The 13,914-nt window shown below is 60.4% G+C and carries 10 protein-coding genes; 3 read left to right on the forward strand and 7 right to left on the reverse strand.

From position 1 onward, the window contains the following. Positions 1-208: 208 nt before the first annotated feature. A complete protein-coding gene (locus tag BV034_RS24205) occupies positions 209-1,282 on the forward strand; it encodes a hypothetical protein (protein ID WP_050029543.1) in 1,074 nt (357 codons plus the stop codon). A gap of 19 nt (positions 1,283-1,301) precedes the next feature. Here BV034_RS24205 and BV034_RS24210 read toward each other — a convergent pair whose 3' ends face one another. The 3 genes from BV034_RS24210 to BV034_RS24220 form a co-directional block, all read right to left on the reverse strand. Next, on the reverse strand, positions 1,302-3,074 hold the full coding sequence (locus BV034_RS24210; RefSeq protein WP_265593405.1) for a hypothetical protein: 1,773 nt from the start codon (positions 3,072-3,074) through the stop codon (positions 1,302-1,304). A gap of 291 nt (positions 3,075-3,365) precedes the next feature. Then, complete coding sequence (locus BV034_RS24215; protein ID WP_081888074.1) at positions 3,366-5,147, reverse strand: SUMF1/EgtB/PvdO family nonheme iron enzyme; 1,782 nt, start codon at positions 5,145-5,147, stop codon at positions 3,366-3,368. A gap of 380 nt (positions 5,148-5,527) precedes the next feature. Beyond that, positions 5,528-6,907 carry a hypothetical protein gene (locus tag BV034_RS24220; protein WP_050029546.1) on the reverse strand — a complete coding sequence of 460 codons (1,380 nt, stop codon included), beginning with the start codon at positions 6,905-6,907 and terminating at the stop codon, positions 5,528-5,530. 187 nt (positions 6,908-7,094) lie between these two features. On the opposite strand from BV034_RS24220, the gene BV034_RS24225 reads away from it, so the two are divergent. Then, a complete protein-coding gene (locus BV034_RS24225; protein ID WP_050029547.1) occupies positions 7,095-7,808 on the forward strand; it encodes a hypothetical protein in 714 nt (237 codons plus the stop codon). Positions 7,809-8,252: 444 nt separating this feature from the next. Further along, entirely contained in the window at positions 8,253-8,846 is a 594-nt protein-coding gene (locus BV034_RS24235) for a hypothetical protein (RefSeq protein WP_265593406.1), read from the forward strand. Between the two features lie 212 nt (positions 8,847-9,058). Here the strand turns inward: BV034_RS24235 and BV034_RS24240 are convergent, their stop codons facing one another. From BV034_RS24240 to BV034_RS24255, 4 genes are all read right to left on the reverse strand, one after another. After that, positions 9,059-11,131: a cation:proton antiporter gene (locus tag BV034_RS24240; RefSeq protein ID WP_050029550.1), complete on the reverse strand. Its 2,073-nt coding sequence runs from the start codon at positions 11,129-11,131 to the stop codon at positions 9,059-9,061. Between the two features lie 357 nt (positions 11,132-11,488). Next, entirely contained in the window at positions 11,489-12,916 is a 1,428-nt protein-coding gene (locus tag BV034_RS24245; protein ID WP_050029551.1) for a serine hydrolase, read from the reverse strand. Positions 12,917-13,076: 160 nt separating this feature from the next. After that, on the reverse strand, positions 13,077-13,277 hold the full coding sequence (locus tag BV034_RS24250) for a helix-turn-helix transcriptional regulator (RefSeq protein ID WP_050029552.1): 201 nt from the start codon (positions 13,275-13,277) through the stop codon (positions 13,077-13,079). Continuing rightward, positions 13,274-13,693, reverse strand: coding sequence for a hypothetical protein (locus tag BV034_RS24255; protein WP_050029553.1), 420 nt, complete (start codon positions 13,691-13,693; stop codon positions 13,274-13,276). Before BV034_RS24255 ends, BV034_RS24250 begins: the two co-directional genes overlap by 4 nt. Between the last annotated feature and the right edge of the window lie 221 nt (positions 13,694-13,914).

The following is a 13,914-nucleotide window of genomic DNA, read 5'->3' on the forward strand; positions in this document are numbered from 1 at the left end:
AGGTGGAATCAAAAATCCTCCAGCTTCAAGGCGAACTGTATCACGTGCGCCGGGCGAAGTAGTCCAGAGCGCTAGCAGACGGAGATTCCCCTGCGCAGAGGAATTATTTGCCGGGGTTGCGCTTGCGCACCACCCGCTTTGTTCCCACCCGCCACGTCCATTGCGCAGACGTCGAGCTCCCGGTAAACTCACTGGAAAAACCCGTCAGATGACTTCTCCGCCGCCCCTTCCAGACCTCTTCCTCGCCAACATGGGCACGCCACTCATGTGGATGACCCTGCTTCACCTTTTCATTGGCAACGCAGTGATCGCGCTCCTCGAAGGGCTCGTGCTGGCCGGATGCTTCAAGATTCGACGGCTCACTGCTGTCGGATGTGCCCTCCTTGCCAACTACTCCTCCGCCTGGCTGGGCGTATGGCTCTTTCCAGAGCACTTCCCAGGGTCTGAAGACGTAAACATCACGAACCTCCAGACCTGGTTGTGGCGGGGCGTCATCCTGGCCTTCATGCTCACCTTGGTGGTCGAAGCGCCCTTCTTCTGGCTGGGCCTGCGCAAACGTCCACGCCCAATTCGTTCGACCGTGCTCGGGACCCTCCTGGTCAACGCCATCACCTACCCCATGCTGGCGTATGTCTTCTGGAGTTCCAGCAGCACCAGCATGCTCACGCGCCTTGAGATCGCAGCCCCACCCACCATGGAAGCGCCCAAGGACCTGCGCCTGTTTTTCCTCTCCCCAGAAGGCAACCAGGTGATGCAGACCGATCTCACCGGGGCCAACCCCGTCGCGGTGAATGCCCTTCCGGAGCTCCCAGCTGAATTCAAGCGACATCTCTACGCAATGCCCACCACCCCGCGCAGCTACAACCTCATGCTTTTGACTGGCCCCTACCGCGAGCAAAAGGAGGAGTGGCAACCGCAACTGCTGCTGGCCGACTTTTCTTCCGATGCTGGAGTGGAGTACATGGTTGCTGAAGATTTGCCATCTCCCGGCCCCTTCGCTCATCGCGGTCCGGCAATCAGGATGGCATCATCAGCAGCAGATGCCGAGGACAGCTACCAAGTCGGTTTGTATCCCAATGAAGGAATCAGAAAAGGTGGCGCACGTCCCTTTCGTTTCGCCTTGGAGGCTCCTTTCGCCATGTGGCCGGTGCGCCACGCCACCCAAATCAGTGATGACATGGTGATTTTCCAGTTGGGCAACGACCAGATCTGCCTCCTCCGCCCCTATTCCAGGAAAATCGCCCTGATCGCCAGGGGCCATAGTCCAGTGGTAGCACGGTGAGGGTGCAAGACGCCGCATCCTACAGTGCTTTTTGCAGAAAGGCCGCCTCTTCCTTCATCAACAGCACCGGAGAAATTTTCTCTGCAATCGCGAAGGCCCGGGCGGTCTCCCCGCAATCGGCCAACAGACCGGCCAGGACCGCCCGCTGGCCCGTAGGCAGCGCTTCCGCATCCACCTTGGCAGCCAGGGAACGCACACGCTCCGGATCCAGTTCGCGATAGGCGGAAAATGCCCCCACAAACGCCGCAGCATTGGCCGTGAGCAATCCCTCAGTCTCGCTGCGTTTGGACTCGAATGCGCACACCTCCATCTCCCGCCCGAGCAGGAGTTTCAGGTAAAAACGTGCCGCCTGTTGTTCCCGGGAATTCGGCTGAGCCTTGAGGAGATCTTCCACCGTCAGCAGGATGGACTCGGCGTCCTGTCCCCGCTGCTGCTGAAGTTGCAACAATCGTTCCATCACTGCTGGATCCTTCGAGGAAGCTGCCGCAGAACGGTACGCTTCCAGCGCCACATCGGCAAAACCCGCCTCCTCGGAGAACGCAGCAGCCCGCAACAATCCGCGGTAGTCCCGCATCGCCCCGGCATGACGGCAGGCCTCGCGGAAATAACCTTTCACCGTTTCCACCGGCTCACCCAGCCCGCGCGCCAGACGCGCCTGCAACAGTGCCTTCTCCGCCGCATTCAGCGGCATGATGGAGGTACGGTTCATTGCCTCCTTCAGGTCCTGCCAGCGGCCGGAGCCGGCCAGAGCCTCAACATAGAGGGGGAAAAGCTCCCGCATCAGCAGCGCCTTGTCGCGCGGAACCAGCTTGAGAAAACGCTCGTGGTCGCCGCCCGTCGCCAGCCAGCGCAGGAAATCCATGCGATCCTCCAATGGACGCCCTTCCAGCCGCGTAGCCTCCTCCTCGATCATCTCATCCCGCCTCTCAGGCCGGGCTCTCACATACGCACCCAGCACTGCCAACTCACGCCTCGGGGAGGCGAAGGGATGATCACGGACCAGTTTCCAAAGTTCATCCGCCTGAGCGGGAGTAAGCGGGATGGCGACGCCCGCCTGACCTGAGAGCAGTTCCATCGCAAGCAACGCAGCACGATCCTTCCCCCGTGCCACTGACCACACCTGATCCTCCGCCCGCTGCTGCACCTCCTTGAAGGGATTTCTCAACTCCAGCGTCGCCAGACGCAGCCGGCACTCAGGGTCTTCCGGCGCTTTCTCCCAAGAACGGCGCAGGAGCGCCAGGGCTTCAGCCTGCCTGCCATCCGCCCGCGCCAGCAGGGACCGCAGTTCCAACCCATAACGCCCCTCCTGATCTGCCGGGGACATCTTGCCCAGAAGTTGCCTGGCCTCGTCGGGCTGGCGCAAGGCCAGATGACTCTCCGCCATCCGCACTTGGTCCTCAGCCGTGGAATGCCCGCCAGCGCTCAGCTGGCGCAAGAAGAAAAGCTGCCGCTCGGCGCTGGGGCTGGTGCGCCGCACCAGTTCCATGAGGGCGCGCAACACGTCCTCCTGGTCGGGGGATTTTTGGTAAGCCTCCCCCAGAAGTTTCGAGGCATCCTCCCAACGCTCAGCATCCAGATGTTGACGCGCCTGCGCCACCATCGCCGAGGCCTCACGGCGCTCCCATGCATGATACAACGGACGTCCCACCAGTGCTGCTGCGGCCGCCGCCCCCACGACCAACATCAAAGCCAGTCCCCACTTCCACCACCGCCGCCAGAATCGCCGACCCCCACCCCGCTGGGTGGGCAGCCCGCCGGGCATGATCACCGCCGCCGAAACGGTAGAGGCCATCCCCATGCCAGATGGAGAAGCCGCGACTTTGCTGGCACCAGTCGCTCCCGTGCCCTCAGTTGGCCCCATCGGTCCAGATGCCTTTGACCCGGGCGAAGGCACCACAGGAGCCCCTCCCTCCGGCGGATCAGACGGTGGGGGCATAGGGGGCTGCGGGGTATTTCCTCCGGACATCTCGGGCAACTTAGGTTTTCCTGGCTTGGACGGCTGTGTCTCTATCCTGGCTCACCCGCCGCCCCACCCAGCGAGCAATCCCGCTTCGAGCAGTACGACAGGCAGACCCATCTCTTCTTACGGCGAGCCAAGATCCAGCAGCACGCGGAAGCCCACGTGAGGCCGCACCGAGTCTGCTGGCAAATGGCTGCGGTACGAGGAAAGAAGCGCCTCCTGCTCCGACGTCAGCCAGGAGCTGCCGCGCAGTGTGCGCTCCCCGGTCGAACCAGGCCACTCATCCTGACACCACTCCAGAACATTTCCTGCCAGATCCTTGAACCTGCCGGCATCCCCTGTGAAACTCGCTACGGGAGAGGTGTAGGAGTGGCTGTCCTGGTAGCCCTGCATGCGGGACGTATCCAAGTTCACGCTGTAGGGGGGCGGCGTGGTCGAGTCACCCCATGGGTAGTACACCTTGTCAGCCAGGTGTTTCTCCGCTGGCGTAGCGCCTTTTTCATCCTTCAGCCCCACAGCCTCGCTCCATTCCGCATCCGTCGGCAGGCGATACACCGCATTCGCCGGGATCAAGCCCGCGGCGCGATCATGCTCAGTCAGCCACCGGCAGAAGTCAACGGCCTCGCTCCAGGTGACATTCACGATCGGGTAGTTTTCCCGTACGGCAAAGGGCGGCTTGTTCGTCCAGCTCTTGCCCTGTTGCGCCATGGCCAGTTCATAGTCCTGCACCCGCACCTCCGTCTCACCCAGGAGCTTTCGGCCCGCCCCCGTCGCATCCAGTGGCAGCAGATTCATTGCCAGCGTGTTCGTGTACGGCTTGTCGGCCGTCGCGGCCTTCAGTGACTTGGCATCCGGCAGTTGCCGTCCCGCCACCGTGCCATCTGGGCTGCGTCCTGCCAGCTCCGCCATACGGCGCTTCACATCTTCTGCCGAGACCGAAGGCGTGGCCGTGAGCTGTTCCCGCCGGGCCTGAGCTGCCGCCTTGTTGGCTTTGTCTGTCTCCGTCAAGAACACCGACGTGCGGCGCTTGTCTTCCAGCACACAGCGGAATCCCACACTCGGAGCCCGTAGCTCTCCAGAAACCTTGTATTCAAAGGAAGAGAGGAGCGTCTCCGGCCGGTAGTACATCCACGATCCACCGCGAAGCACGCCGTAGCTTTGAGCCGTGAGTTCATTCACCCAGGTCCACTCCCATACATTCCCCCCAAGATCATAGAGCCCCTCCTTGGACGGGCGGAAGCTCCCAACCGGCGCGGTATGCGTGAAGCCGTCGTCAGAACCATTGATCTCCCGGGAGTTGTAATTCCCCGCATCCGACGGTGGCGGCCACTCTGGGCCCCATGGATGAGCCTCCTTGTCCGTCACCCGTTGGGAAACGGCCAGGTCCGTCACCCGCCCCACAGCCAGTCCCACGGCCGTGGTCCATTCGTCCGTCGTCGGCAGCCGATAGGATTGATTGGCATCCAGCGTGCCCTCGGTTCGCTCCTTTTCGGTAAGCCAGTTACAAAACGCCAACGCTTCCTGTAGCGTCACATTTACCACCGGATGATCTCCCGTCTGAGTGAATGATGGCGGATGGTTCCACACCCGGCCCGTCGCCTTAAGAAATGCCTCAAAATCCGACACCCTGGTCTCCCACCGGGCGAAAAGCACCGGCGAGCCTGGCATGGTGGAGAAGCTCATCCCCAGGCTGTTTTTCAAAAGCACCTGCACAGGCTCATCCAACGATCCCGGGAGGTACTTCCCAGCCGGAGCCGCCGCTGCGGGGGCGACCTCCGCGCCAGTCTGGCCTTGATCTTGGGCCCAAACCGATGCCCCGCCCCAACCGCCTACGACGATGGTTGCCGCCCCTCCTAGTAACAGGTGACGAAATGCGGGAGGCAGATAATTGGAAAACACTGACATGAGGATGAAATGGAATCCAGACGGTGAACGCAAAGGAGCAGATGGACGAATTGCAGTAGTGGCAGAACCGGGACAGGGCAAAGGACGAGACCCGTGACAGTGTCAGGAGTCTCCGCGCAGCATTAGAAACCTGCGGGCTCGTAATGTTGCGAAAGGGATACGGAGAATCCAGTAAAGATATCAGTCAGAATTGCCCCCGGATGGCCTGAGTGGGGCAGACAGTGGAGCGTGAGCTGGGTCTTTTGCCCAAATTCGCCCTTTTCAATGGCTTGCACACTCACTCAGCAATGCTGGAGGGAGGCATCAGTCCCACAAACAAAAGCCGCAGTCATTGCTGACTGCGGCTTTAAAGATCGGGTCACTCGCTCCTCACACTCTTACTAGAGAGCCGTGTCGGAGGGCGGCGGCGTCGGGTTGTCGGTGTCGATATTGATGTCCGGCGGCGGGCTAGGGCTGAAGTTATTGTTGCCGTTATTGCCGTTGCCTTCCACGCTACCAGCAGCTCCGCCGGTTGCGCCGCGCGGACCAGTCATCATGTTGAAGGCACCGTAGTTGCCGGCAAACTGGCTCCAGAGAGCCTTTTCGTCTTCGGCATCAGGCTTCTCTTCGCTGTCTTCATTCTCTTCGTCGCCCTGTTCATTGCCGGAGGACTCGTAGTTGCCTTCGCCAGCGGCGTTGAGGCCGATGCCGGTCACAGAGAAACCACCATTGCCCTCAGCAGCAACGTGCTGGGAAGCCTCAGCGGGGTTCAGCAGGCTGACAACGCCATCCACTGGAAGCATGGCAAACTGGAGGAAGTCGGACATCGTGCCGCCCATGGAAGCATTGGCACCAGCGCCGAGCTCAAAACGAAGCACCACATAGCGGGCCTGGACCTGCTTGCTCGGCGTGAGTTTGATGTTGCCCAGACCACGAGCGTCCTGACCAGCAGCCACTGGGGTGGCCGAGTCGAGCAGGGCTGCGTCAAACGCGAGCTTGCCGCGCCAGTCTTTCTTTTCATCAAGTTGATTGAAAGCGAAAACCTCAAGACGCACCGGAGTGGCCGTGTAGGTGGCGGTGAACTGCTTCAGCTTCCGCGGAGCGCTCAGATCATAGATGATCGTGCGGTACTTCTCGCCAGAGGCAGGGAAGTGGAACACGTTCGTCGAAGCTTCCTTCTCACCGGCGTTCGTCGGGGTCGGGTAGGCATAGATGACGCGAGCACCACCCACACCATCAGCGAGGTTCAAGCTCGATGCATTGGAGCTCTCGGAGAATTTCAGATGGAAGTCGCTCGACTTGGCAGAACCGTACAACGCGAGGCTGCGGACCACACCGTTCTGGGAAGCCTGAATGGAGAGCTTCACAAACTTCACCTGCGCTCCGGCAAAGCTCACCGGAACAAGGCGGTCACTGCCCGTGATTTCCATCTGGCCAAGGCCGGTCCACTGATTGCCATCGGCACTGCCAGACACCGTGACCTTGCCCGCTACACCATCACTCAGGAAGCGGGCGGTATTGATCGTGTACTGCTTCGCCAGGCGGATCACCACCTCGCTCGCCCCCACTGGGACGCTAGCACCGTCAACGGGGTCGGCACTTAGAAGTGCGGAAGCATGGCCAATCCCCTGGCTGCTGCTAACCACCGTGCCGGGGATGGCACTGTTGGCAAGATCAACCGGCTGAGAGCCCGCGGACGGGAGGCGCGGCCAGGAAGCGGCCGCAGCGTCGCCAACGAGGCCAGCGGTCGCCAAAATAAGCGCAATGGAGGCTGTTTTCATAGTCAAGAGAGAACGAAGGGAAGCAGATTCCTTTCCTAATTCCGGCAAATTATCTGGTTTTGTACCAGAATGTCAATCCAAGAGCCGCAAATCGTAGTCTGACAGACGATATTGTAACAGACTCTGGATCAACCCGTGCGGAAGGGATTGATAATTCGGTCATGTTATATTATTTTCCATAGTTAAAATGATGACGTGCCCCCGCTGCGGCTCACCCGTCGAACCGGCCCAGGCCGAGTGCGGCGGCTGCTCCTTCTCGCTGGCGGCCGTCATTGGCACCTTTGGTCACAAGTTGGTCCAACTGGACCGCCTTACAGATGCCGCCAATTGCCTGCGGCTCCGTGACGCCCAAGCCATCGATGAGTACCTGGAAGATCTCGAGACTGACTTCCCCCAGGTGTTTTTCGCAGCGTACTTTGGGGTGTTGCCGCCATCCTTCTCCCCCGGGGAGCTGAGCTTCTGGCTGCTAAACCATGCCGCCTTCAACAACGAGGAACTCAAAAAGCTCAATGAGTTCGCCGTGTTGTTGATCGTCGATCCCGTGGGCAAATGTGCCGGGATCAATGTGGGCTACGCCTTGGAATCGGTCCTGACCACCAAGAAACTTCAAAAAGTGCTCCAGGGCATCCGCACTCCTCTCTGGCATGGGGAACTCGTCAATGCCGTGACCTCCGCTCTGGGCAAGGTGGCCAAACTCCTGCGTCAGTCTGGCAAACCCACCCGTGCCTCGACCAGCCTGGAAGCCCCCGGTTCCACCCAGGAGTTCATGGGCCGCTCCGGGCTCCGATCCCTCCGCCCCGCTGACAGCCCCCCACCCGTCCGAGAGGCCGACTTCGAATGGCGCAACCGGGAGCGAGACCGTGATCGCGAACGGGACAGCGATGACCTTCCCTACATCTAGATCCCTCCCATTTCGCATTCCCAATTCCGTTCGTGCGCTCCCGGCTCACAGTCCTATCCCTGGCACTCCTCGCTACCGTGTCCCTTCATGGTGCTGCGGAGGAGGACTCACTGCCCCTCCCCAGGTGGACCGCAGAGGACGGGATCAGCGCCCTGCCGGCGGAGGGGAACTCCCCCTTGGAGAACGCACTCCTGCCCAACGACATGAATTTCATCCGCGAGATGGAAGGCATGGACTCGACCGGCAACAGTCTTTCTTCAACTGCCCCCGCGGCCCCCAAGAGCGCCTTCGATGGCTTTTTCTTTTTCATCCCGAAGGGCAACAAGGCCAAACCCAAACCCGCCCCCAGCCCTCCACCACTGCTCGCCGCCCCCCGCCGGCTCATTGAAGTGGGACCAGACTTCCTCGCAAAATGCGAAACCACTGACTCCGACGACCACCTCTTTGATCCCAATCCCGTCCTGCCGGAAACTCAGGGGGAAAACCCTGCGCCGCCTGCTGAGCTACCACGCCGAGGAATCGGCCATGACGGCCAACATGTTGCTGTTGGACGAGAACCAAAAACTCCCGGCCGGCATGGACCTCGCCCGGATCGCCGGAGGGCGCCTCTTGGAAGGGAATCAGTGCCTCGTGGTGTACGCATTGGGCCAGCCGCTTCGGTCCCGTCTCTTCATGAGCCACAAGGTCACCGCGGTGGTACCCGCCAGCTACCTTCAGGCTCTCTTGCGTGCCTGCGTGGCGGATTCCCTCCAGGCCACGGAGCCTGAGGAGCAACTCCAACGCTTCGCCACCCAACTCTCCATTCGACTGATCTGGATGGAACGAGCCTACCCTGCCGCCTTCAAAGCCCCCCCCACGCTGAGCCGCCCCCCGTCCTCCAGGCTGCACAGCAGGATCCGATGCCCGAGGTGGCCGCTCCCCCATCCCCCGCTGCTCCACCTGTCCTTGATCAGGCCAGGGATTTGTGGAGCCGGTCCTGGCCCACGGCCGCGTGGTCCCTCAGCGGCCTGGCTGTTTTGGGCATCCTCACCTCTCTAGGTCTCAGATCTTTACGACGCAAACGCAGCCAGACAGTCTGGATTCTGCCCGAACTCCCCGCCAAACACCAAACCCGCCTCGGTGGCCCCCATTGCGGCGGCGGCGGCGCGTGGGTCAAGTATGGGTGAGAGTTTTAAGTTTGAAGTTTTCAGCGCGCAGAGGGGCGTGGCCGCACGGTTCATGAGCCAACGTGCAGGAAGAACCAAGAACCCCTACCCCCCAAACACCTTCTTCGCTTCCACGATTTGCCCCTCAGTTCCGAGCAACAACACGGTGTCTCCTGCCTTCAGTTCCTCGCTCACACCAGGATTAATCACATTGGCCCCTTCTGCCACGCGCTCGATCCCGACGATACTCGCGCCGGTCAGAGTGCGAAGTTGAATCTCCGCGATCAACTTGCCGGCCACAGGCGAGGCGTCGGTTACCTGAACCATCACCAGTTGAGCCTCGCGCAACAAAGGAGGCAGCACAGGCGTCTCTGCCGCGTGACGATCCCCGTGTCCATGGCCTGACTCGCCCCCCTCCCGCTGAGCGGGAGGCTCGCTCAACGTCTGCTGCAGGGCTACTTGCGCCTTGGAGTGCACCCTGATGAACGCCCTGCGTAATAGCATCGCCGTGCCGACCAGCACCACCGCCAGCACCACGAGCAGGTTCCTGGAGGGCAGCAGCGCTGAGCTCAGCACCAGCAGGTAGAGCAACAGCCCCGCACATCCAGCCACGAAGAGAGTCTGGGAAATCACCGCCCGGATGGCCGGGGTGCGCTCACCGCCTGCTGCCCGGCTCACACTCATCTCACTCACCAGCATGCCGAAGGCCTGCCACTTCCGCACGGCGGCAATGATCATGGGCAGACTCACCACCATGGCTGCGAGCCAGATGGCCCCCTTCCATCCGTTCTGACCACCGGGGACTTCCGGCACCCACGCCCAGTCCCGGCCATGGTCCTTGAAATAAACCGCCGCAATGAACACCGCAGCGATCAAGAGAAGGTTCAAGGCGATCTGCCACCCCCATTTGCGCAGAAAAACTCCCCCAGACTTTCGCCCGCGGTTCGTGGAAAGCCCGCCCACCCATTCCGTGTACGCGTTCAGTGACGCCATGAGCCCTGGCGGCATCCACCGAACCAGCAGCCCCACGGCTGAGTCAGAGCTGCGGATGAGATAAGGTGTGGACAGGGTGGTCAGCGCCGACACGGCCACGGCGATGGGATACAGGAAACCGCTCGTCACCTTCAACGACAGCCCCAGTGCCGCGATGATGAACGAAAACTCTCCGATCTGCGCCAGTCCCATCCCCACCCGCATGGAAGACTTCAAGTCGTTCCCGGCAATGAAGGTGCCAAAAAAGCACGTCAGAACCTTCCCCACCACCACCGCCAGCGTGATCACCAGAATTGGCAGCCAGTACTGGGCGAGCAGCACCGGATCGATAAGGAGGCCGATGGAGACAAAGAACACCGCGCTGAAAAGATCCCGCACGGGATGCATCAGGTCCTCGATCTGGGCAATCTGCCGCGCTTCCGCAATGATGGCTCCGATAAGGAACGCGCCCAAAGCCACGCTGTAGCCCAGCTTCACCGCCAGGAGTGATACGCCAAAGCACAGGCCCGTCACCGTGACAAGGAGCATCTCGTTGCTCTTGAACTTGGCCACATAGTTCAAGAGTCGCGGCACCAGAATGAGCCCTGCGACCAGCAACACCCCCAGAAAGGCGCTGAGCCGCCCCACCGTGGCCGCCAGCTGCCCCATGCCCAGTTCACCCGTCGTGGCAAAGGCCGAAAGCATCGCAATCATGAGGATCGCCAGAATGTCCTCAACGATCAGAATGCCAAAGATGAGCTGCGCAAACCGTTCTCGCGTCTTCCCAATCTCCTCGAGCGCCTTGATGATGATGGTGGTGGAGGAGATGGAGAGAATGGCCCCAAGGAAAACGCTGTCCATCGTGTTCCATCCAAAGGCCAGCCCCAGCTGATACCCCACCCAGACCATAAACAAAATCTCGAAGGCCGCCGCCACCAGCGCCGTCACGCCTACCTGCGTGAGTTTTCTGAGACTGAACTCCAGCCCCAAAGCAAACATCAGAAAGATCACCCCCAATTCCGACAGCGTCTCAATCGTGTGCTGATCCGAGATCAACGGAAACGGCGGTGTATGCGGCCCAATGATCACCCCTGCCAGAATGTATCCCAGCACCACCGGCTGCTTGAGCTGACGAAAAATAATCGTAACCACCGCCGCGACGATCATCACAACGGCGAGGTCTTGAAGAAATGAGACGTGATGCATGCGGACGATAGAAGGCGGAGATCCCAATGGCAATGTAACAGTTGCCTACGGAAACGAGTCCGGCACCCTTTTCGAGCGGGTCCCTTGGAGAAAAAGATGCCTCAGATTTCACACCCCCTCCACCATCGCAGGCCCCCCCAAAAAAACCAATCCGCCTCACCAACATCTGATCCCCTCCGCAGCGGGATTTTGGGACTACGGTGATCACCACCGCTTTTGCGCCCCACGTGATTTCCTCCTGCCGTTCACCATCCAGCAGGACCGACACCATCGCCGCCCCAATCTTTCCCAATTCGTCCGACACCGTCCCCCCTGAAGCGGCAGTTCATGAGCCAACGCGCAAATAACCCGCCTCCCTCACCTCCTCAACATCTTCGCCGCCAGCCCGTCCACAGACTCGCCGGAGTTGCTCAGCACCACCACTCCAAAATCCCTGCTACGCACAATTCCGCAAAAGCTGCTGAATCCAAACGTCCCGCCATTGTGCCAGGTGAGTTCATCCCCGTTCTTCAGCCGGGTGATCTGCCAGCCCAATGCGGCAGCCTCACGGCCCTGTCCCATGGTTTTGGTCAGAGCCAGCCGCACCGTTTCCTCACGCGGATGCAGATGGGCTTCCAGGTACACCAGCATATCCTTCATGGTCGAGCGCACGCCACCAGCAGGAGCCCAGTCGCCCAACTCCCAGGCCGGCGTCTTGTCCCCCTCCTCATCATAACCCGGCACGAATCTCGCGGGATCGCGGGTCCCCACCATGGTGTCCGCCATTTTGAGCGGCTGGCAGATGCGCTCCTCCACCAGTGCAGCATAGGGCTTCCCCCACACATTCTGCATCAAGCGCCCAAGCACCGCCGCCCCCAGATTGGAATACTCCTCATGAGCCCCCGGCTCAGAGTTCAAGGAAACGCGTCCCAGAAACCCGGCGATCATCTTCCAATCGTGATTCACATACGGCTGCCGCGGATCGTAGTTGGGTTGTTTGTCAATATCATCCGCCAATCTCGGGAGGCCGGAAGTGTGATTGGCCAGTTGCACCAGCCGGATCGGCTGATCCTTCTTCGCCAGATGGCTCCAGTCTCCCGGGCCGAGCAGGGGCCGGATGTCCGCGTCCAGTGCCACCTTCTTTTCCACCACCGCCTGAGCCAGCAACAGCGCCGTGAACGTCTTCGTGATGGATCCGATCTCATAGATCGTCTCTCCCGTAGGCAGCTTGCCGCTGCCGGGAGACGTCTCGCCATAGTTGTAGATCCGGGTGCCCCAGTCCTCCAGCACTCCCACTGTCAAGCAGGGCACTTTGCTCTTGCGATAGAACTCCAGCACCGCCTCGTGCACCTTCTTGTCCGTCGCAGACTTTAGAGGGTTGTCATGTTTAGGCTCGGCCCGTAGGGCCTCCTCGCCGGGAGCTTTTGGTTTGCCAGGACGGAAGATCATTCCCGCGATCTTCCCCTGCCCATCAACCACCAGTCGCAGGGTGCAGACACCCTTCTCCCCTTGCACTTCATAGACGCGTGTCTCCTTGTCGGTGAAGACAAGGTTGATTGCTGTAAATTCCCCGTACGGCTGCCGCAGGGAAGTACCAAAGAACTTCTCCGTTGCCTCCAGGCTTAGTTGCTGTTGAAACTCCGCAGAAAGCATCCTGTGCAGCGCTGCGTAGTCCCCGGCATTGTAGCGCTCCATGATCTTCTCGCACACTTCATCGTGTGCAGCGCGGTCGGCAAGTTGGGCAATGGCGGTCATAAGACTGGTAAACCAGGCAAACATAATCAAGACGATGCGATGAATCTTCATATTCGTGATGAACGGTGCACATGACGGCTGAACCGGTCACCTTCCGCCTCCACCAGGAGCGCGTGAACGCACCGGGAAGAGACCGCGAAAGAGATGACGGCGTTGTGGACTGAACTGAAAAACACAAAAATGTGGGTCCGGAGGCACTCGGACGGCGGACTCAATCCCCCTCTTCCAGGGCGAACAACTCCTCCACCCGGATCGTAAATCGCTGGGCCAGCTTCAACGCCAGCACCGTGGACGGCACAAACTTGCCCGTCTCAATGGCATGGATCGTCTGGCGGGACACCTCCACGGCATCAGCCAAATCCTGCTGCGTCAGATTATGGCGGGCGCGCTCCACCTTAAGATGGTTCTTCATTCATCCGCGCCCTCCCTTCCCTTCCACCAGGCATAGAGCCGCCAGCCGTAGAGCTGCGAGTGGAAGACCAGCGCATACACCAACAGCATGAAGTTTGTCTGGTAGCCCACATCTACCGATGGATCCTGCTTTGCCCAGGCATAGGTTTTGACTGACATGCGCACGACAATCAGCACTACCACCGCCCACTGGAGCGATGTCAGTCGCAACCGCGCAATCCATTCGTCCTCCACCTTCTCCCGCGCACAGGTGATAAAGAGCAAACCCGCCATGCAAAGGCACTGCACCAACAGCCCCACCCCAGAAGTGAGATCGTCCATCGGCGGCAGCGTCACCGCCACGTAAACGAACGTGCCCACATAGAGCAGAACGCCCAACCATTTGAACCATCGAGGCAACAAAATGCGCGGAAGCATAGGGAAGTCGTGGTGACGCCACAACTACGCGCATACTTTACATCATGTAAAGTATGTTTTACATAAAAAGGACGAGAGACTCCAGACAGCCAGACTCCAGACATCATATCTGAGCCCTCTCACTTGGAGCCCACCATCCCAGCGCAGCCATCTCAACCAGCGCAGCCATCTCAACCAGCGCAGCCATCTCAACCAGCGCAGCCATCTCAACCAGCGCAGCA

This window comes from Verrucomicrobium sp. BvORR034 (genome assembly GCF_000739635.1).
Classification (GTDB): Bacteria; Verrucomicrobiota; Verrucomicrobiia; order Verrucomicrobiales; family Verrucomicrobiaceae; genus Verrucomicrobium.